The organism is Microbulbifer maximicatervae (SeqCode), from assembly GCF_052467385.1.
In genome coordinates, this window is record NZ_CP174311.1 from 3190787 (window position 1) to 3211764 (window position 20978).

At 48.5% G+C, this 20978-nt stretch carries 17 protein-coding genes; 3 read left to right on the forward strand and 14 right to left on the reverse strand.

Going from position 1 to position 20978, the window contains the following annotated elements; all coding sequences use genetic code 11:
- Nucleotides 1-77 precede the first annotated feature (77 nt).
- The 4 genes from ACJJIR_RS13475 to ACJJIR_RS13490 all read right to left on the reverse strand — a co-directional run bounded on the left by ACJJIR_RS13475 (nucleotide 78) and on the right by ACJJIR_RS13490 (nucleotide 7355).
- Nucleotides 78-2279: a hypothetical protein gene (locus tag ACJJIR_RS13475; RefSeq protein ID WP_444905750.1), complete on the reverse strand. Its 2202-nt coding sequence runs from the start codon at nucleotides 2277-2279 to the stop codon at nucleotides 78-80.
- A gap of 294 nt (nucleotides 2280-2573) precedes the next feature.
- Complete coding sequence (locus ACJJIR_RS13480; RefSeq protein WP_444905751.1) at nucleotides 2574-5681, reverse strand: efflux RND transporter permease subunit; 3108 nt, start codon at nucleotides 5679-5681, stop codon at nucleotides 2574-2576.
- Between the two features lie 43 nt (nucleotides 5682-5724).
- On the reverse strand, nucleotides 5725-6789 hold the full coding sequence (locus tag ACJJIR_RS13485) for an efflux RND transporter periplasmic adaptor subunit (protein ID WP_413665192.1): 1065 nt from the start codon (nucleotides 6787-6789) through the stop codon (nucleotides 5725-5727).
- Nucleotides 6790-6827: 38 nt separating this feature from the next.
- Nucleotides 6828-7355: a TetR/AcrR family transcriptional regulator gene (locus ACJJIR_RS13490; protein ID WP_282933409.1), complete on the reverse strand. Its 528-nt coding sequence runs from the start codon at nucleotides 7353-7355 to the stop codon at nucleotides 6828-6830.
- Between the two features lie 152 nt (nucleotides 7356-7507).
- Between ACJJIR_RS13490 and ACJJIR_RS13495 the strand changes: the two genes are divergently transcribed.
- On the forward strand, nucleotides 7508-7897 hold the full coding sequence (locus tag ACJJIR_RS13495; protein ID WP_282933410.1) for a YchJ family protein: 390 nt from the start codon (nucleotides 7508-7510) through the stop codon (nucleotides 7895-7897).
- Nucleotides 7898-7918: 21 nt separating this feature from the next.
- Here the strand turns inward: ACJJIR_RS13495 and ACJJIR_RS13500 are convergent, their stop codons facing one another.
- Both ACJJIR_RS13500 and ACJJIR_RS13505 read right to left on the reverse strand, forming a co-directional pair.
- Nucleotides 7919-8107, reverse strand: coding sequence for a hypothetical protein (locus ACJJIR_RS13500; RefSeq protein ID WP_413665191.1), 189 nt, complete (start codon nucleotides 8105-8107; stop codon nucleotides 7919-7921).
- Nucleotides 8108-8186: 79 nt separating this feature from the next.
- Nucleotides 8187-9395, reverse strand: a complete 1209-nt coding sequence (locus ACJJIR_RS13505; RefSeq protein WP_444905752.1) for an RtcB family protein — start codon at nucleotides 9393-9395, stop codon at nucleotides 8187-8189.
- 429 nt (nucleotides 9396-9824) lie between these two features.
- On the opposite strand from ACJJIR_RS13505, the gene ACJJIR_RS13510 reads away from it, so the two are divergent.
- A complete protein-coding gene (locus ACJJIR_RS13510) occupies nucleotides 9825-10556 on the forward strand; it encodes a pseudouridine synthase (protein ID WP_444905753.1) in 732 nt (243 codons plus the stop codon).
- A 43-nt stretch (nucleotides 10557-10599) separates the two neighbouring features.
- Here the strand turns inward: ACJJIR_RS13510 and ACJJIR_RS13515 are convergent, their stop codons facing one another.
- The 8 genes from ACJJIR_RS13515 to ACJJIR_RS13550 form a co-directional block, all read right to left on the reverse strand.
- Entirely contained in the window at nucleotides 10600-11907 is a 1308-nt protein-coding gene (locus tag ACJJIR_RS13515) for a polysaccharide lyase (RefSeq protein ID WP_444905754.1), read from the reverse strand.
- 245 nt (nucleotides 11908-12152) lie between these two features.
- Entirely contained in the window at nucleotides 12153-13415 is a 1263-nt protein-coding gene (locus ACJJIR_RS13520; RefSeq protein ID WP_282933415.1) for a patatin-like phospholipase family protein, read from the reverse strand.
- A gap of 159 nt (nucleotides 13416-13574) precedes the next feature.
- On the reverse strand, nucleotides 13575-14588 hold the full coding sequence (locus ACJJIR_RS13525; RefSeq protein WP_444905755.1) for a YhdH/YhfP family quinone oxidoreductase: 1014 nt from the start codon (nucleotides 14586-14588) through the stop codon (nucleotides 13575-13577).
- Between the two features lie 40 nt (nucleotides 14589-14628).
- Nucleotides 14629-15774, reverse strand: a complete 1146-nt coding sequence (gene sohB, locus ACJJIR_RS13530) for a protease SohB (RefSeq protein ID WP_444905756.1) — start codon at nucleotides 15772-15774, stop codon at nucleotides 14629-14631.
- A 51-nt stretch (nucleotides 15775-15825) separates the two neighbouring features.
- Nucleotides 15826-16473 (reverse strand): cation/multidrug efflux pump, encoded by a 648-nt coding sequence (locus tag ACJJIR_RS13535; protein WP_444905757.1) that lies wholly within the window; start codon nucleotides 16471-16473, stop codon nucleotides 15826-15828.
- 45 nt (nucleotides 16474-16518) lie between these two features.
- Nucleotides 16519-16782, reverse strand: a complete 264-nt coding sequence (locus ACJJIR_RS13540; protein WP_444905758.1) for an NUDIX domain-containing protein — start codon at nucleotides 16780-16782, stop codon at nucleotides 16519-16521.
- A gap of 63 nt (nucleotides 16783-16845) precedes the next feature.
- A complete protein-coding gene (locus ACJJIR_RS13545) occupies nucleotides 16846-17334 on the reverse strand; it encodes an NADH pyrophosphatase zinc ribbon domain-containing protein (protein WP_444905759.1) in 489 nt (162 codons plus the stop codon).
- A gap of 14 nt (nucleotides 17335-17348) precedes the next feature.
- Entirely contained in the window at nucleotides 17349-19055 is a 1707-nt protein-coding gene (locus ACJJIR_RS13550; RefSeq protein ID WP_444905760.1) for a FimL-related protein, read from the reverse strand.
- Between the two features lie 381 nt (nucleotides 19056-19436).
- Between ACJJIR_RS13550 and nhaB the strand changes: the two genes are divergently transcribed.
- Nucleotides 19437-20972, forward strand: a complete 1536-nt coding sequence (nhaB, locus tag ACJJIR_RS13555; RefSeq protein WP_444908425.1) for a sodium/proton antiporter NhaB — start codon at nucleotides 19437-19439, stop codon at nucleotides 20970-20972.
- The last annotated feature ends 6 nt before the right edge of the window (nucleotides 20973-20978 follow it).

The following is a 20978-nucleotide window of genomic DNA, read 5'->3' on the forward strand; positions in this document are numbered from 1 at the left end:
CAATTTTTTTACTCCTAATAAAAATGCCCCGCCTGATTAACGCTTGACAGGGCATAATTTATCAATGATAGATTTTGCTACTTGTCCAGCCCTACCGCTTGAGGGATATAGATTGCGTGCAACTGTCCTCCGGCCATCATTTCCTGAATCAATTGTGTAGAGGGACCATTTTTTTGGTCACGCACATTAAAGGAATTCAGGTAACTATCCACTCGACCTTCAAAATCATAGTGAAACTGGGTTGAACTCAAGAACCAACCATCACCCAGAATATCGCCCACATAAATAACCCCGGATGCTTCAGCATCGGTAGAGAGCGCAGCCTCTATCCCGGTATCATCCAGCCCACTGCGAACCTTGGAGGATTGTGAGTAGTATTGACGGTAGGGCTTACTCTTCACATGCTCTTCCAGCAGCGCTTGGTATTCCTCATCGGTAGGCTCAGCTTCCAGCTCTCCACTTGCCAGCTGTTTCTCGATCTTCAGATCGAGCTCGTCTTCACTATCGCCAATAATTTCCGGGTTAAATTCGGCAACACGAATCATCTCTCCGGTTTCAGGATCGAGAACGTAGATTGGTGAGTAATAATTAGATTTATCAAATTGCAACACCAAGCGAGTCTTATTATCGACACCAGCAACCGCTGCCATATTGTCGAAATTTTCATAGTTGTCAGTTATATCGCCATCAGATTTGCTACTCACCACTCTCTTGATGATTCCACCATCTGTTGGATTGGTGATATCCGCAAACTCAAGCTGGTATACACCATACTTGGCTCCAAAATAAAAGCTATTGGGATCTAATGGGTCCCAATCACCATCTTCCGGGGAACGCCACTGGGAGACTTCCATTCCAGTGGTATGAATGCGGAAAACCTCCTGGCTCATATCGCGAATATCTTCTGGCTTCCCATCGCCGTCGGTGTCCCGGCTGGAGAGTTGTACCAACTCAAATATTAATTCACTATCGTCAAACAGCGCTCGATTGCCACTATCACTAAAATCAACCACCGGCGCGCCATCGCTATCCAGAACCCGAACCGCATACAGCTCACCATTGGTCAAGCCAGCCTTATCAACTTCACTGCCTTCATTGGTTTTTTCACCAACATAGACTGTGAGAAAACCTCCATTGCGATAAGCATCATCTTCATCACCCCGAGGCCGTTCATCATCGACAGACAGCAGTATGGTTTTATCCTGTGCTTTATAGTTGGGTACGATATTCTCAAAGCGAGATTTACCGAGTAGTGGCAATTCATAAGCATCACCAGCATTGTCTCCGGTTGTCAAAACAGCGATACCGCGACCGATATAAATTTCCGATTTGTCGTACTCGTAGACAGACTCGATCTCACTCTTGGCTTTCGCCTCGCCACTGATGCTACCAAAAGCATCAAATCGCAACCCCTCATAACCACGCTTCTCAACCAAACCATCGTAGTAAGTTTTGAGGCTCTCGCCACCGTCACTCTCTTCGCCAGTCAAGAACATCCGCACCTGGGTACCTTTGCCGCTTTCCGCATTATAGAAAGCAGTTTCAGCTGGCAGAGTTGCGGAGCAGAAGCGTTCGAATGCTCCCGTATTCACAAGGTCCCCATCCGCATCAAAATAGGGTTTCATTTGTGTTACGTAGGTATATCCTGGAGATTCAGCAACCTCACCATCCGTGTCATACAGGGTACGTCGCCAGGCATAAACACCTTTAATCAGATCCTCACCACCCTCAATTTCCCCGGTGGTTTTGTTGATTACCCACTTTGAAATGAAGGTGCCTGTCGATCGGAGACTGCGATTTGAGTTCTCCAGAACCACCCCATCACCGCCAACAAAGTTGTAGTGTTCCTGGTTCATAAACAGGGTAAATGTATCGTCGTCATTATCCAGATACCCCAAACCATCGGGTTCTCCAGACAATACATAAAGGCCATCCGTATCCGCAGCATCGAGACTTGGGTGTTCCTCGAATATAGGAAGCATATCCTGTTGGGGAACGTTTTCACTGGAGTAATCGGTGGGGAGATAACCATTGCTGAGCAGATTAATTACCTTGACGTTTTCAGCCGTGGCGACAACATGTGGTACCTGTATTGTTGAAGGACCAATATGCGCAGCAGCCTCAGAACCAGCAACTGACTCAAATAGACTGACTTCCTCTGGCACTTCCGGGTCTGGAGTTACCACTACCGGATCATCATTATCGTCACTGCAACCAGCCAAAATCGCCGGCATAGCGATAGCTAACGCTGCTCTTTTGAAAAATTTATGATTTTTCATTGCCACTCCAATGCGTTGATTCCCCACCCGAAGGCAGTTCCAGTTATAAAGGCGGCATAGAGTAGTTGTGCTAAATGACAGACTTAATAAGGTTTGATTACAGACGAATAATAATTTAGTTCAATAAATTTAATTTTCTGCACAAAGGTCTTCATATATTTCAATGAAAATCTCCCTATCAGAAAACAACCCTATAATTTATGGATAAAAAACGAAGAAAAAAAATCCCGCACCAAGCGAATAGTAACTTGGTACGGGACTCTTAGGTCAGCCCCAAATTAGGGCAAACATGTTTTAAACGGATACAGGTTCGCTAATAGCCGCCTCTTTGCGTTGCTCCTTGGTTTCAGTTTCCCCGCCGATTACTTCGTTGGGTCTCACTTTGTGGAATACCGCATAGAACACAGGGATTGCAATCAGTGTCAACACCGTAGCAAATCCAAGCCCGCCCATAATTGTCACCGCCATATCCGCAAAGAAAGCGTCGAACAGAAGCGGGGACATTCCCAAAATAGTAGTGACAGCGGCAAGGAATACCGGACGCAAACGGCTAACGCTGGCCCGTTGGATAGCTGTCAATCTCGGTAGGCCCGCATGAGTCTGAACCTCAATCTCATCCACCAATACCACGGCATTTTTAATCAACATACCAGACAAGCTGAGGACACCGAGAAGAGACATAAATCCAAATGGTAATCCCGTCGCCAACAACCCGACAACAACACCGACGAGACACATAGGAACAACCAGCCAGATAATCACCGGCTCCCGAACAGTACCGAACAGCAATATCGACACCAGGATCATAATCAGGAAGCCCAAGGGTAAACCTTTACCTAACGACTTCTGCGCATCGGTAGAACTCTCGTACTCACCACCGAATTCAACCTTGAAGCCTGGTGGCAACTTCATCTCTTCAACCCAGGGACGTATGCGACCAAAGGCTGCCATTGCCGTAACACCTTCAGGCGCATCCGCACTAATGGTAATAGTCGGCACTCTGTTGCGTCTTTGGATCAATCCTTCATCAGCGGTTAACTCGAAATCAGTAATCAACTGTCCTGCCGGAATATATCCCTGCTCATTGGGGCTCCACACCAAGCGGTCTTCCAGTGAACCCACCTGATTGCGATCTCCCTCTGGCATACGGGCAACAATAGGGATAATACGGTCACCGCTTTCAAAGTCGCCAACGGTGTAACCCGCAGTGGCAAACTGAATCATACGGCTGACATCAGCATTGGTAACCCCGGCAACTCGCGCCCGCTCATCATCCAGATGTGCGTGCAGAGTAGGCTCTCTGCTGCGCCAGTTGTGACGAATATCTTCCAGTCCTTTTTCACGGAACTGCTGTTCTACACTGACCGCCAAGGTACGCAGTGTCTGGTAATCCGGACCTGAAATACGCACTTCAACATCCGATCCGCCACCGGGACCAAACACCAGGCGTTTGAAAGTAATCAATGCTTCCGGCTGCGCTACACGCAACTTCGCCTTGGCACTCTCAATCAACTGGGGGATTTGCTCCCGGTTTTCAGTGCGAACAATCAATTGACCATAAGACGCATTGGGTGGCTCGGGAGCATAGGTCAGCATAAAGCGATCAGCCCCGCGACCAGCTACCGCCGTTACGGAGACAACTTCATCCTGCTCCTGGAAGAATGCAGTCGCTTCCTGAAGCGCCTTGTCGGTACGGTTAATATCACTGCCCTGAGGCATGAAGTAGTTAACATAAAAAAGAGGAGCATTTGAATTGGGGAAGAACCCCTGCTTCACAAACCCGAAAGCAAAGTAGCTGGCCAGGGTCACCACAATAAGTACTGCAATGGTCAGTCCCCTGCGCTTCAACGCTCCTGATAAAGCACCGGAATACATGTTGTAGAAGCGGCCATCGTACGGATCATCCGAGTCGGCTTGCTTACCCGGCTTAAACAGGTGATAGCCCAAGTAAGGGGTAATAGTAATCGCCAGTATCCAGCTGAGTAGCAGGGAGATACCAATTACCGCAAACAGGGAGAAAAGGAATTCGCCAGTAGCATCATCGGACAGACCAATACCGGAGAACGCCATAATACCGATAATGGTCGCACCCAGCAGTGGCCAGAAAGTCTGGCGGACTACGCGCCTGGCAGCACTCTTAGGCTCTTCTTTTCTCTGAACCCCCATCAGCATCCCTTCGGCAACCACGATGGCATTATCAACCAACATACCCATGGCGATAATCAGGGCACCGAGAGAGATCCGCTGTAAATTCAAACCAAACAGGTTCATGATTAACACGGTGCCCAAAACGGTCAAACCGAGGACAGTGCCAACCACAACGCCGGAACGCCAGCCCATAAATACACAAAGTACCAGAGTAACGATCACGACAGAAGAAACCAGGTTAAAGAGGAAACCGTCAACACTCTCCTCTACTACCTGATGCTGCTCGTAAATAGGATGGATTTCTACACCCAGGGGCAATGCCTGCTTAATCTGCTCCAGCCTGGCCTCTACCGCCTTGCCAACGTTCACGATATTGGTATTTTCCGCACCGGCCACACCCAGCAGAATGGCCTGCTTACCATCAAATCGGGCAATAAAGCTTGGGCTCTCATCGTAACCGAGAGAAATATCGGCGATATCACGGACGGCCAGCATCGCGGTAGAACCGGGTACGCCGACGAGAATATTACGAATGGATTCCAGGTCACTCGCAGGATTATCAACCAGTATACGGGTACGTAAATCCTGGCCTCCAATCTCGCCGACTTTCTGGGTCGAACTTTCAGATTGCAGTACCTGCGCTAAGTCATCCAGGGAAAAACCAAACTGGGCCAGGCGGGATTCATCAATATCCAGGTAAGCCACTTCGTCGATAATGCCTGAGCGGGAAACCTTGGCAACTCCCTCAACTCCCAGTAACTCCCGGCGAATCGCTTTGGTAATTTCACGCATTTCAGTCAGCGAAAACCCTTCTCCGGTAATCGCATAATAAATACCGTAAACCTCACCAAAATCATCATTCACAATAGAAGGTAAAGCACCGCTGGGCAGGTCACTTTGAGCATCATTAACCTTGCGCCGCAATTCATCCCAAACCTGGGCAAGTTCCTGCGAGGCATACTGATCTTTGATTTCCACCCGAATTTCAGACATCCCCGGACTTGAGGTGGAGGAGACCTTGTCCAGCTGTCCCATTTGTTGGATGGCCACCTCAAGCTTTTCGGTGACCTCCTCTTCTACACGCTGGGCGCTGGCGCCTGGGTAGAAGGTGTAAACACGGGCTTCCTTGATCGTAAACGCAGGGTCTTCGAGGCGGCCAATATCTGAAAGCCCCCAAAGACCACCGATTAAGCAAATCAGCATCAACAGCCAGCTATAAACTGGCTTTTCTATAAATATGTCAGAAATCTTCACAACATTTTCCCTACTGTTAACAGGGCCAGAGCTAACACACTAATTAGTGCTGTGCGTAATTGCGTACTTTTGCACCGTCATAAAGGTGCTGGCCGCCGGTAGCAACCAGTTTCATAGCCGGGCTAATGCCATCCTTAATCTGTACCGACTCACCATCAGTACGCCCGAGGGTCACGGAAGCTTTGGAAACAGATTGGTCTGCATTAATTTGCCAAACATAGGGCTTACCTTCCGGGCCAGTCTGCACTGCCGAAAGGGGAACCCACAGGTCACCACTCGCTTTATTCAACTTCACACTAACGCGAGCGGTCATGCCGGGAAGGATCTGTACATTTTCGGGGCGGGGCATTCCAAACTCGACAACGTAAGTCTGGGTAACGCTGTCTGCCTCAGCCTGGTGCTCACGGTAAGTAAGTGGGAACTCCTTGCCCGGCAAAAATTCAAATTCGGCGGTCATGGAGTTGACTTGCTCTTCATTAACGGTGGCCAACAGCTTTTCAGGCACGGAGATTTGAATTCGAACTTCAGAAATATTCTGCAAACGGACAATTGCCTGGCCGGCCTGGACGTTGGTGTAATTCTCTACCAGCTGGCGAGTTGCCAAAGCATCGAAAGGAACCCTTAGCTGTGTATAAGCCAGGTCCTGCTCAGCACGTTCCAGGGTCACTTTAGCCAAGTCAAAGTTACTTTTCGTTTCATCGAGCTGCTGCTGTGAAATAACTTTTGACCCTGCCAGAGAGCGTTGACGATTGAGGGTTTTTTCCAGTAACTCTACATTTAATCGTGCTTCTTTTACCCTGCGCAGGTAATCCCGCTGATCAAGCTCTGCTATCAGGGTTCCCTTTGGAATAATTTCACCTTCGCGAATTGTGAGCTTGTCCAGCTTCCCACCGACCTGGAAAGATAGGTCGACACTCTGCACTGCCTTAACACGACCGGCAAACTGTCGATCTTTGACCTGGTTATTACTGGCAACTGTAGCTACTTTCACGGGCCAGACGTGCTCTGCCTGCGCCTGCTCCGTCTTCGATTCGGAGCATCCTGCCAGAACTGCAACTGCTGCGATCAAAACGGCCAATGAGAAACGCGATCTTGGCGATATATTCATATTCATCATCCACAAACTGTATTAACTGGGGCTGACCTTTAGTTCAGGTCGGCAGAGAGCGCCAGCAGACGTCCCTGTAAACGTTCAATAATCGGGTCTTCAGACTCAACCACACCGAGTACGCGACCCAGGAACATGCCCTGGGCCGCCAGGATTAGCAGCTCCGCCATTTCCGGGTCACGATACGCATCGCAGATATCGCGACGCTGCTGCTCCTCTTTGTCTTTTACCGGTCCCAGCAACATGGGGTCTTCGGCCACGGCGGCGATCAGTGAGCGAGGCAGCCCCTTGTCGTCCTCCATCAATTCAAAAATGCTCTTCAAGCGCGACACCAACAAGCTGTCCCCCGAGGACACAAAAGTGGCAACACTGTCATCTTCACGAGCTATTGCCGCCTCCAGCATCGCCTTCAGGAGTGACTGCTTAGTTCGAAAATGATGAATCAAACCGCCCTTGCTGAGCCCGCACTGTGCAGCCACCGCATCCAGGGTCAACTTGCGCGCCCCGCGATCCCGGACTACTTCTTCTGCTGCTCGAACAATGGCAGCTTTGTCGACTCTCGACACATGACCTCCTGGGCACCATCAATCAAAACCAACCGGTTGGTCGGTATCTTAGCGGCAACATTTTAAAGGTCAAGCTATGCTACGCTCCCTCACCAGAAAACATGGTTAAAAAGTGTTACGAGAGCGTTAAGTTCACGCTGGAGAGATGATTTATGACGGATCGGTACTGCCCCTGTGGATCGGGCAAGCCCCTTGATACCTGCTGCGGACTCTATTTGTCGGGAAAAGCTTACCCCAATAATGCAGAAGCGGTTATGCGCAGTCGCTATACAGCCTTTGCAACCGGAAACTTTCGGTACCTGAAAAAAACCTGGCATCCCGACACCTGCCCAGAACTGCAAGCTGAGGATATTGAAACCCAATGGACACAATTGGAAGTTATTAAGAGCAAGGCGGGACTAAAAAAGTCGATTGTAGAATTTAAGGCTTGGTATACAGAAAATGACCAAGAACACCTGATTCACGAAATTTCACTATTTAAGTTATTTAAGAAGCGCTGGGTATATTTGGAAGCTCTACCCAACTGGCCTGATGGGAAATAGGCTAGCAGAGAACACGGCTAACTAAAGAGGCGATATCAACGAAAAAATAGCAGCAAAAGCCTGGGGGCGGGAGTCGCACTCCCGCACCTCTTTACGAAGCTTCTGCTTGCTAGCGAAACGACCCGAAGATTTTGCCTTTACGTGGGCGCCGCCCTTTCTCATTAGCGGATTACGCGCAACGTAACTACGAATTTTTTCTTTCTTTTTCATAAAACTTCACCTTTTACTTTTAGTAGATCCACTCTTCCAAATATCTTCTCACTCAAAACTTGTATTGATACCTCCTTATTTACCCCTTGATACAAATTACCTGGCGTAGCGTGTGCACCACTTCCACAAGATCGGACTGGTTCTCCATCACCTGATCAATATCCTTATAAGCAGCAGGAATCTCATCCAGAACGCCCTTATCTTTACGGCATTGCACACCTTGGGTCTGATCTTCCAAGTCCTTTCTGGTAAAACGCTGGCGAGCCGCTGTACGACTCATTTTTCGGCCAGCTCCGTGTGCGCAGGAACAAAAAGATTCCTTATTGCCAAGCCCACGCACGATAAATGACTTAGCCCCCATAGAGCCGGGAATAATTCCCAGCTGATCTCTCTGAGCACTAATAGCCCCTTTGCGAGTCACGAATACATCTCTATCAAAATGACGCTCGCGAACAACATAATTATGGTGGCAGTTAATTGCCTCTGTGGTCAAAGTAAACTTTGGTAAGCTTACCTTCAGACATCCAAGCACAAGCTTCATCATTTCCTGCCTGTTCCAGCGAGCATATTCCTGCGCCCAATTAACCGCTTCAATATAATCGTCAAAATTCTGGCAGCCTTCTGAGAAATAGGCCAGATCCTTATCAGGAAGATTGTGCATATGCCCAGCCATATCCCGACGGGCCAGCTGGATAAAATGCTGACCAATAGCATTGCCAATCCCTCGACTCCCTGAATGCAACATCACCCAGACAGCACCACTCTCATCAATACAAATTTCGATAAAGTGATTGCCACCCCCCAATGTACCCATTTGGGTCACCCAGGTTTTTTGTGGCTGATGCAGCTTCTTCAGTAGCCCTGGATGCTTTGAAAACAATCTATCCACACCGGGAGCTAAAAGTTTGCAGGCAGATTCCCTGGCGCTGATCAGTTTATGTCGTCCCTGACCAACCGGCACTTTCACCTCAATGGCGTCCCGCAGTGCTTTCAGATTGTCTGGCAGCTGATGGGCTTGTAGCGAAGTTCGCACCGCATTCATTCCACAACCAATATCCACCCCAACGGCAGCAGGAATTATCGCACTTACCGTTGGGATCACCGATCCTACCGTTGCCCCCTTTCCCAAATGCACATCCGGCATAGCAGCAACATGGGAGTGCACAATAGGAAGCTGGGCAATATTCTTTAACTGTTGCATTGCCTGGGGCTCAATATCATCGGTATAGATTTTTACCGGTACCGTGCCAGGCGCTGCATTTCGATTTAACACTGTTTTCACAGGCATATTTTATCCCTGGATTAATCCACTTAACTGAAACGGCAATCCAAGCTAAAACAAAAAAGCCCCGGCATTTGCCAGGGCTTTTGGAAGGTCTGGCTTGGAAAGCAATATTACTTTCCAAGCTCAAGCGCGTGAAAAGCGATTAAACAAATAAACTCTTGATATCTACATTTCGCATTTCACGGCTCCTTAGTGGTGCGATCCACTTCAAAAATACTGCCAATTAGAATGCTAACCTTGAAACTAGATCAGCAATGGAATTTAGGTGCAGTTTATTCTCATTTGGTACCATGTCAAGCCTGTTTTTTGCCTATCGATAAAAATTCTACCCTGAATTCACTAACCAACTTTTACTTTTCAACATAGCTTGAGGGCTCGCTATGCCATAAAATCGTGTTACCGAAATTACAGTCCAGTCGCCACACCCCCAAAATGACCACTCAAGAACCTACCATTCTCTTTGAAGACGACTACTTACTTGCCGCTTATAAACCAGAGGGGTGGCTTGTTCACAGGTCAGAAATAGACCGCCATGAAAAGCGTGTACTTTTGCAATATTTGAGGAACCTATGTGGCAGATTTCTTTATCCAGTACATCGACTGGATAAGCCTACCTCCGGTGTTATTATTTTTGCGAAAAGCAGCGAGATTGCTGCGCAGGTACAGCAGCAGCTGGAAAGTGATTTATCATCAAAAAAATATATTGCTGTATGTAGAGGATATAGCCCAGAAGAAGGTGTCATTGACTATGCCCTCCCCCCCGTTGCCGACTTCAAACACCAGAGGAAGCGACCTAAAACGGATCTGCCACGTCAGCAGGCTGTTACATTGTACCGACGCTTGGAGACTATTGAGCTACCTTATGAGGTTGACCGCTACCCGACCAGCCGATATTCCCTAGTAGAAATCCAATTGAAAACGGGGCGGCGCCATCAAATAAGAAGGCATTTCAAGCATATCCACCACCCACTAATTGGCTGCCCGAAATATGGAAAGTCAACCCATAATCGTTTCTTTGCCAACAGGCTCGAGTGCTCTCGACTGCTTTTGCATGCATCTGAACTCAAGCTTGAACATCCGGTGAGCGGTTCTCAGCTGAAAATACAATGCGAAATACAGGGAAGTTTCTTGCAATTAATTCAGCGATTTAAATGGCAACCTTAAATTATAAAGCCCCTGAGTTACTCAGAACCCCTCAAGCCAAGCCTTACATAGTGCATGGGGCGGTTTGCCCAGGATAAGAGCACAATGGCGCTGAATTAATAATTTCCGATGTGCAACAGGCTGAGCTTCCGCCATTTAATTGGCCGCATCCAGGGCCGCCACAGGCCCCACACGAGCTGGAACAGCAAGCTCCCGACCCATTGTATATTCCAGCTTTCTCATTTTCGCATACAGCCCCCTTAAGGCCATATATCTTTCTCCCTTGCTTCACTGAAATATTGTCAAAGTAGGCATAGACTTTTTTGGAGGGTGACCACAAAGCTGAACTACCGCCATGAAAAGTACTGAACTGAAATTTATCAATAGCTACCCTATCACTACCAGTCAGCCGTAACCCTTGTTCCTCTACAATTTTTTTGCCATTTATAAATAGCTCGATATATCCGTCAGCATTAGTTGCACTGCTATTTAATTGCACAAACAACTCAATCCGATACCAAGTATCCCGCTCAAATCTAAAGCTGTCACTCCCTTGATACCCATCTCCACACCGAGCGACTCTATCCTGATGATAGGTATAGAGCCCGACCCTACCCTCCGCACCAAACTTAACCCGCACACTCCAACTCTTCGGATCGATAGGTACGCATCCTGAAGCCTGCCCCCCACCAGCAAGGCCGTGTAGCTTACCGCCCTTAACAAACTCGAAGTTCCGATGAAACTTCACATCGTAAGCGAGAGTTGCCGATGAAACAGATTTGGCTAACTGGGTCGATGTACTAATTCTCTCCGAACCCTTCTCATAAGGAATGTACTGAGCTTCCAGTGCATACCCATTACCGGGCATTGGAATTAAATTTAAATGCTGATCATCAAACGTAGCCAGTGGCTGCAAATCAAAAGTTCTTCGCAACAAGGTAATATCGGTATATTTCATGTAGGGGATCCCAACCCGATATCTACCAGAATTTGAAATTGCACTGAATCTGCCTTGATTTGATGAAAACCCGTATACATAGATCTTCTTTCTTACAAATTTTTTCATTTCCTCATAATTCAAATAGAATTTGAATCCATGGGGAACGCCCTGGGTATCACATATATTGGCAATTCCTTTTGACGACGCCTGATCAGCTCTGGAAATTTTTAATGGAAACCCGCTTCTCCTATCGCTACCTAGATAAAGACCAACAGAAACTGACTTGAATACTCCTTTCTGACAAGCCCACCCAGAAACAACCAAGCCTCCCCCCAAATATTCAACCCGATCAACCCTACCGATCATCTGGGCGAAATCCTGATTACCTGTACTAAATGAAAAAAGAGTCACGAGTAAAAACACAGAAAACATCTTGAATAATACCCGACAGCATTGACATCACTATTAAATATAGAAGCTACTTGTTCGGATGAGTGAGGGCGCACATAGCCCGAGAAAATCATAAGAAAGCGCGAAAATAAATGCTAAAGGCTTCCTCCGCCTTGGCGGAATAATAATGGATTCAAGGGCGTTTAACGCCCTTTAGAAACTTGAAGAAAAAACATTCACTAAAATGAAAGGCGCTAGTCACGCCAATGAGGGGAGAGAAACTAAGGTCAGTGTTCAGAATTACCGTGAGAAGCCTCTTCTTGAGATTTACTGCGAATCCCAAAGAGCCCCTTGCGCTCAGTTTTACCTTCCGGCTCCGGCTGTAGAAAACTGCGCAATTTATCTTTTTCCCACATGGCATCCTGATAGCCGAGATCGATAAGTTCTTCGATATATGGCCTTTCAAATAATAAATAACTAGCTGCAGAAACACCGCCACCGGGATTGGTCGCACCCGTTGAGCGGAATAACCAGCGTAGCGCCGAGGGAAGGTGACCAAGTTTTCTGCCACTAAGACGCCCTAAACTCTGCGAGGGCTCAATAACAACCGACTCTACCGAACGCAACAATTTCAAATCGGAATGATCTGTTGGATCCACATAGTCAAGTAACATATTTACTCGATCCAGATGCTCCAAGTCCGCCTCCAAGCTATCGATAAATGCGGCATTGAATAACTGAGCAGCTATTTGCGCCATCGAAGGGGACTCCATCTGCGCAGGACTGTTGCGACTCCCCCAATGGGCTGGAGAACGGTTGTCCGACACACCCACCACAAAGACACGCTTGGCACCGAGATGCAGTGCCGGACTAATCGGGGCCATCAGACGAATGGCACCATCGCAAAAATAAACCCCATCCAATTTGACCGCCGGGAAAATGGCAGGAATTGCTGCTGATGCCAATAGGTGGTCCGAGGTTAATTGAGTGGGCACTCCAAAGCGACGAAACCGCTGCCATCCTTTAACATTCTCCGCCCCCTGAAAAAAGCTGACGGACTGCCCTTCACTATAAGAAAGCGCATTAACACTTGTGGCATGCAAATGCCCAGCCGAAATATTTTTTTGAATATTGTCAAAGTTTATCTCGCGCTCAACCAAGCTGCGCAGCGGACTGTTATCCAGGAGTGCCAAAGGTTTTTGCCTACCCACACCTTGGTTCAAGAGCGAACGACTGATAGAAAACAGGTTTCCAAGTAAACTACGCCAACTGGTGCGATAAACCTGCTCAACACTAAGCTGCAACCAAACAGAGCACATTCTGTCGACAGCTTCTTTAAAGGTACCTGTATGAGAGGCGAGAAGCATCGCGTTCATAGCTCCTGCAGAGGTGCCGCAGATTATTTGAAAGGGCCGAGGATTATCTTCTGGCACCAGTTCCGCAAGCGCCCTTAAAACGCCCGCTTGATAGGCAGCACGCGCACCTCCCCCAGAGAGAACCAGAGCATTACGCTGGCCAGGTTTGTTACTTTCACTGTTACTTGTCGACAAAGTTTTCTTCCAATACAACAAGCCCGCAAACAACAGAGTCCGCTTAAAGGCTATTGAGAAAAAAGCCCATATACAACTCAGATTCAGAGTTGCCGGGGATATTTGGTAAGATAAATAGAATCTTTTAAGTGTACTTATTATTCTAAATCGATAGATCTATTAGAGAGCCATATCTACAACGTAACGACCTATTCCATGCCCTCTATTTAAGCGCGCAAGAAACTCTGGAGCCTGATCAAGGCTAATATTCTCCGCAATACTGTCGAGCTTATCGCCGATATACCACTCACTGGCCAACCGCTTCCATACTTCTGCCTTCTTTTCTATTGGTAAAACAGCACTATCCACACCCAACAAACTAATACCGCGCAAGATAAATGGAAATACATTGGCGTGAAATTGAGCACCTGAAGCCATACCACAAGCAGCCACTCCGCCGCCGTAGCGCAGGGATTTAATGACATTAAAAAGCGTTTCCCCGCCCACAGTATCTACAGCCCAAGCCCACAATGGCTTGGCCATCGCTTTATTGGCAAAAGGGGCCAGTGTATCCCGGTCGAGAACCTTCCATGCGCCCAATCTCGCCAAATAATCAGCAGACTCCAACTTTCCCGTCACTGCTGCGACACGAAAGCCTAGCTTCGCCAGCAAGGCGACGGCAACAGAGCCGACGCCCCCGGTTGAACCTGTTACCAGAATCTCTCCATCCTCAGGAGATGCGCCGGACTCCAGGAGCTTTTCAACACAAAGCGCGGCGGTAAAACCCGCCGTACCCAGAGCCATAGACTCCCAAGCTGTTAGGCCCTCGGGGACTGGCAAGGCCCATTGCGGAGGAACGGCAATACGCTCTGCAAGTCCACCAGAAGTATTCATGCCCAAATCGTAGCCATTGACCAATAATTCGGCACCCGGTTGAAACGTCTTGCTCCGATCGAACAGCACTTTGCCCACCGCATCAATACCCGGGGTATGGGGGTAGGCATTAGTAATCCCACGATTGCCAAACGCAGATAAAGAATCTTTGAAATTCAAGGATGAATAACTTACGGCCAACAGCAAGGGGTTATCGGGAAGCTCAGAAAGCTGACGCTCAACAACAGACTGGTCAAATTTTCCCGAAGCTACTTCGGCAACCTGAATTGCCCGAAATTTTTCATCCCTATCTATTTCCATGGGGTATATCCCGCAGCACTATCAACCTGTAACGTTACAACTATTGCGCCTGATGACGCAGAGCTGCCAGCCGTGAAAAGAGACGAGTGACCGCCGATTCCACACCGGCTTCTGCCGCCAGCCCTATTTTCTTAGCTATATTTTTCCGTTCTTTGAATTCCACCTGATATAAGTCGCAGTCCTTAGCACAACTGGTCAAGTACTCATCTGACGTTTTCAGCTCATCGACCAGTCCCAAGGATAGGGCTTTTTGCCCGAACCAAACCTCGCCCGTGGCAACTTTGTCGACGTCGAGTTTTTGACGGTACTCCCCGACAAAGTGCTGAAACAGAATATGGATCTCATCTAAATCTTCTTGGAACTTCTGTTTACCTTCCTCAGTATTTTCACCAAACATGGTCACAGTGCGCTTGTACTGGCCCGCAGTAAACAGTTCGTAATCGATATCATTGCGCTTCAGCAAGCGGTTAAAATTCGGCATCTGAGCTAAAACACCAATAGAACCCAACATCGCAAAGGGTGCTGCCAGGATACGGTCTGCAACACAGGCCATCATATAGCCCCCACTGGCAGCCACTTTATCGACCGCAATAGTCAAATGGATACCTGCACTGCGAATCCTGGTTAACTGGCTGGCGGCCAAACCATAGTTCGCCACCATGCCCCCAGGGCTTTCAAGACAAAGGAGAACTTCATCTCTGGACTCTGCCACTTGAAGAATGGCCGTCACCTCTTCACGCAAATGGGAAAGCGCACTCGCTTTGATATCCCCATTAAATTGCATAACAAAGACACGCTTGCGCTCGGAGACCAACTCCCCTTTTATACCCTTGGACTCATGCTCTCCTTCCTCTTTAGCAACGTCGGAAGAAGTAGCAGCACTTTTTTCAGGCTGCTTTTTGCTCTCAGCTTTATGTTTTTTAGCCAGGGCTTTTTCCTGAGTCTTCTTTTCTTTCGCCATTTGCTTTTTACGACGGGCGAATTCGTGCTTATCCATCACAGCTTCAAGCAGTGTTTCTTTAAACTGCTCATAGCGATCATTCAAATGTGTAACTGTGATATGCCCCTGAACACGCTCTTTCAGCTGCTCTCGATTTGCAAAAATAAAACCTATCAACACCATTAAGGCCACGACAACCGTAACAATTTTGGCTAGAAAAAGGCCGTATTCAATTAAAAATTCCACTTAGACTCCATTTTCCGTCTTAACTAATTTTTATTTAGCTTCAGTATTTTACTACCAACCTTCCAGGGCGGAAGTTGCTCGCTGATTAAGGGGGCGAGCCAACAAACCGCTGTGGCTAATACGCACCTCGTAAACCGCACCGTCCTCCATAGGTAGAAATGTGGCACTGCCATATACCGCATCAACAAAGGGCAACTTGCGATCAACACCGCGTACAAACTGCCAGACATCCACGCCATAGTTCGCCCCCTCTATTTCATGGACAGAACGCTCGCGAGCTCGCTCATCCTGTAGCGTGAGATAGCGACCACTCAACCTGTCCAGACGATAAGCAGGCTTAATTCCCCAGCGGGCTAATGGACCCTGCCACTTGAGCATTCGGGCATCCAACTGCCACTGATCCCCAAGCAATTCAAACTTTTGCGCTATACCATCCGCATCAGAAAACTTGACTTCAAATTGCTGCTCGGCAATTTTACGAAACGAAACAATACCAACACTGTGCTCTTCAGCCAGGTTTCTATAGCTGTAAACATCTGCAGCAATCAGAACAATCCAAAGGGCAGTTGCAAAAAGAAAAAGACCGGCGGAGCCACGTATAAACCCCAGGAACCAATTTCCTGATAGCAGGACTCGCGCCCCCCAAAACACAAACAACAACGCCAGGATGGCAATAATAAAGGTAATCGCTATATACATTATGATTTCTACTCCCTGATACTGCGCAACATCTTTAAACCAACCTTACGGGCGGTTCTTCGCTGCAGCCTTTTCGACAAAAGTGTGGATCAAGCGGCCGGACAGGGTTTGTATGGGCGGTATAGCTGGCAATGAACTGTAGTGGAACCAGTTTGCCTCTTCTATCTCATTGGGGTCCAAGCACAATCCCCCACCTTGCCACTCCGCCAAATACCCGATCATCAACTGCCCGGGAAAAGGCCAGGATTGGCTCCCCACATACTCCAGGGCACCCACTTTGAGCCCCACTTCCTCATAGACTTCACGCACCAGCGCTTGTTCTGCACTCTCACCGGGCTCTATAAACCCAGCGAGGGCCGTATAAGTTGCATTTCAACGCGAGGCATGACGAGCTAAGAGACACTCATCTCCCCGTGTAACAAGCATAATTACACAGGGGGAGATTCTGGGGTAGACAGTAAGATCACAAGCCGGGCAGGTGCGAGCGCGATCATTAGAGTGATAGATGGTGGGAGTGCCACAACGACCGCAAAATCGATGTTGGCTATCCCAATGGGAAATCTGTAGCGCCCGCCCAGCCAATGCAAACATCGGCTCCTCAACCAAAGTCAGCAGGCTGCGCAGGTTTCGCCATTCATAGCCGGCAATTTCAACCTGGCGAGACAAAACGTGGACACCACACGCCCGCCCACTTAGCTCTCCCAAATAGTGGCTGGATTGAACAGCCTCTGCTACCAATACCTGGGCGTCGTGGAGGAAAAAATCTCCTCGGCAGAGAATCAGCCCATCAGCAATCAGGATATGCTGGGAAAATTCCGGTACTGCCCACACATTACCTGCTGGGACAAACGTATCTACCAAGGAGACCTCCTTAATTATGCGGCCTCAACGGGATAACCCAGAGCAGTCAAGCTTTCGATAGCGAGACTGAGGGATTGAATATCTGCTTGCCTATGCAGCTTTACCTCTCCCAGGTAGTACTCAAGGCTGATAATCGCATCGGCAAAAATATGTAAAGATTGCTCTACTTCAGGGCCGGCATCATGACGGTCGATAACAGTTTCAACAAAGTTCAGCAAACCTTCAACTACGGCCGCCGCTCTACTTAAGTTGAGAACGATCAAGCCTCCGCGCACTGAGTTCAAAGTAGTGGAAACATTGCGAATATGGCCATGATCAAAGTCGGACTCTGCATAGGCCGCCAGTGCTCTCTTAATCAACGCCAAACCGGCTTCAGCCTCTTTAAGTACAGCCACTTCCGCTTCCGCCAGCTGGCTGTGCTCAAAGGCAATATCCGCATGACCGTATTCATCCAGATCAATAGAAGTACTCTGCTTGAGCGCTCTTACCGTGCTATCGACCATCAACACCTGGCCTGTCAGTTTTTGCAGTGCGCTGTCCGCTATGGAACCACCCGCGCCGGAGGCACTCTGGTATTCCGCAACCGCGCTGCGCAGACTCTCTCCAACCCGCTTAAAATTGAGCATCTGCAAGGTACCGGCCACTCTCTGTAGAGAAGAAGCGAGGCCATCTTCTGCGTCCAAGGTAGTAGTACCAATTAACTCAGCGTCATCCAACATCCGGCGCACACCGGACAACTCCTCCTCTAAGGCGTTAGCAACTGCGGTAATTGCCGTGGCGCCGGGGCCTCCAAGGGTGGCTCGCTCCCGCTCTAATTCCTCTTCGCTGTAATCAAGAGGCTCTGCGGAGAAGGCCTCCAGCAACTTGCCACCAAAGCCCTCGGGCTTGGAAAGAGTCAGCCAATAGAGGCACTCTTTCAGCAAAATCGGTGGCGCAGGCTGATCTAAAGCTGTATCACACTCTTTTTGTAATGCTCGCAGCCAGCGATCAAACATACTGAAAACCATCACCCGGGATCGACTGATGCGCATTTCCTGGGAGGCCATGCCTGCAAGTGCCGCCCCTGCTACCACCCATAAACGCCCATTTGGGCGCCCCATGGTGATGCTTGCGATTCTCTCAAGGGCGCGAGACATCATCGTGTACGCTGGGCCCCGAGGTTTACCTCGCAACAGAGCCAACAAACCAACCTGGTACATATGGCGGAATCGGCGAACAAAACTATTCAAGTCTTCCGACATTACCGCAGAAGCCCCTGCACCAGGCACAGCCCCCTCCAAGTTACAACGGAAAAAATGACTTTCCGGCACAGGGGGCTGAGACCGGGCCGCACGCAAATTATTGATATAGGGAATCAGCAATTCTGGACGGGCAATGGCACGACTTTGGACAAAATCCAAGTAGCGTCCCATTACGTAAAAACCTGTGCCCAGCGCTTCCATCAGTTCTTCTGAGGCGCTCTGTCTCTCCTCTAACACCTCTGTAAGCGCTTTGATTTTCTCTTGGGCGAGGAGCTCAGCTGCCTGGAGCTGCACCATCTGCAATACTCCACTAACCTGCCTGAGTGCAGCCAAACTCTGTTCGAGAGCCTGCTTTTGGGAAGTATCCGCGGCAAATTTATCCAAGTGTGAGGCGGCATTATCGATGGTAGCTACCAGCTCATCCTTCACTACATTGACAGAAGTGATATTGATCTTGCGCAATTCAGTCTTTGGCTGCACCGCTGCATTCTTCCTATAATCGAACAAAAAACAACCAGATCAGGATGATTCTGGCCTCATTAAGGGCAATTTACCCCAATAAATAAAAGAGTCCACCTTTCGCCAAACAATTTCCACCGAATAATCGACAAATAACCTAGCGGCGGGGCTGAAGCCCCTAAATTACTTGAATTTTCCAGAAAACCCAGTAGCGTTTGCTACTTTCAAGTTTAAAGCTGTACGTTTTTTTGTGTTAAAGAACAAAAACCAATCAATCTGTGCACAATAAACCCGGGGAAGCACGCAGCGATAATTGAGCTCAGGTATCTATTTCGCATACACCGCCGATTCCCAAAGATTCCATTTTGACCCACACCAATGGGTTAACCAAGGAAGTAAATGATGAACACTTACAACAACACCATTGCGGCATCCGGCGGCGGATTTGGTCGCGCCTTTGCCGAAAATTTTCTCGGCGAAGCGCCTGATTGGTACAAATTGACCATAGCCGCCTTTTTGCTTCTCAACCCATTAATACTGTATGTATCGGGGCCTTTTGTAACAGGCTGGGTCCTTATTGGTGAATTCATTTTTACCCTGGCGATGGCCCTGAAGTGTTACCCACTTCAACCCGGCGGACTGCTCGCAATTGAAGCCGTATTGATGGGTATGACAAGCACCGATGCCGTCTACCACGAGGTAGTTGAGAATATCGAAGTTATTCTGCTGCTAATGTTTATGGTGGCCGGCATTTACTTCATGAAGAGCCTGCTTCTATTTGTATTCACTAAAATTTTGATTAATGTGAATTCAAAATCTCTGCTGTCACTACTTTTCTGTGCTGTATCTGCAGTATTGTCAGCATTCTTAGATGCCTTGACCGTAACTGCTGTTCTGATTGCAGTTGCCGTAGGCTTTTACTCAGTCTATCACCGGGTCGCCTCCCAGCAGCCACACCACCACAACGACCACGACCACTCCAACGATGAGCATGTCGTGGAGTATCACCGCGAAGACTTGGACCAGTTTCGAGCCTACCTTCGCAGCCTGATCATGCATGGCGCCGTAGGCACTGCTCTCGGTGGTGTTTGCACCTTGGTTGGAGAACCGCAAAACCTACTGATCGCTGAGAAAGCCGGGTGGGAATTTGTACAGTTTTTCCTGCAGATGGCCCCAGTAACCATTCCAACATTCTTTGCCGGCCTAGCTACTTGTTTCTTTTTGGAGAAAATTAAAATGTTTGGCTATGGAGCCCAGCTCCCTAGCGCCGTACGTGAGGTACTGGTTAACTTTTCCAAAGAGGAAGAAAAGAAGCGCACCTCGGCGCAGGTTGCCGAGCTGTGGATTCAGGGCATTGTCGCTGTGGTTCTGGTTTTTGCCCTGGCATTTCATGTTGCCGAAGTCGGTATCATTGGCCTGATGATTATTGTACTTCTGACCTCGTTTAACGGCGTTGTTCAAGAAGCTAGAATCGGCCACGCGTTTGAAGAGGCACTGCCATTTACTGCACTGCTCGTGGTTTTCTTCGCAATTGTTGCAGTGATTCACCAGCAGCACCTATTCGAGCCTGTAACCAACTTCGTTCTCGCACAAAAGCCCGAACAGCAGCCAGGGTTGCTATTCATGGCAAACGGTATTTTGTCGATGATTAGCGACAATGTTTTTGTGGCAACGGTTTATATTAACGAAGTTAAAGCTGCCCTCACTGCAGGCGACATTACCCGAGAACATTTTGACAAGCTGGCCATTGCCATCAATACCGGAACCAACCTACCCAGCGTTGCCACTCCCAATGGACAAGCTGCATTTTTGTTCCTGCTGACATCGGCCCTGGCACCTCTCATACGCCTATCTTATGGCCGCATGGTGATCATGGCTCTGCCCTACACCATCGTACTGAGTATTGTTGCTTTGATTTGCGTGGTCTACGCGATCTAAAGAGAA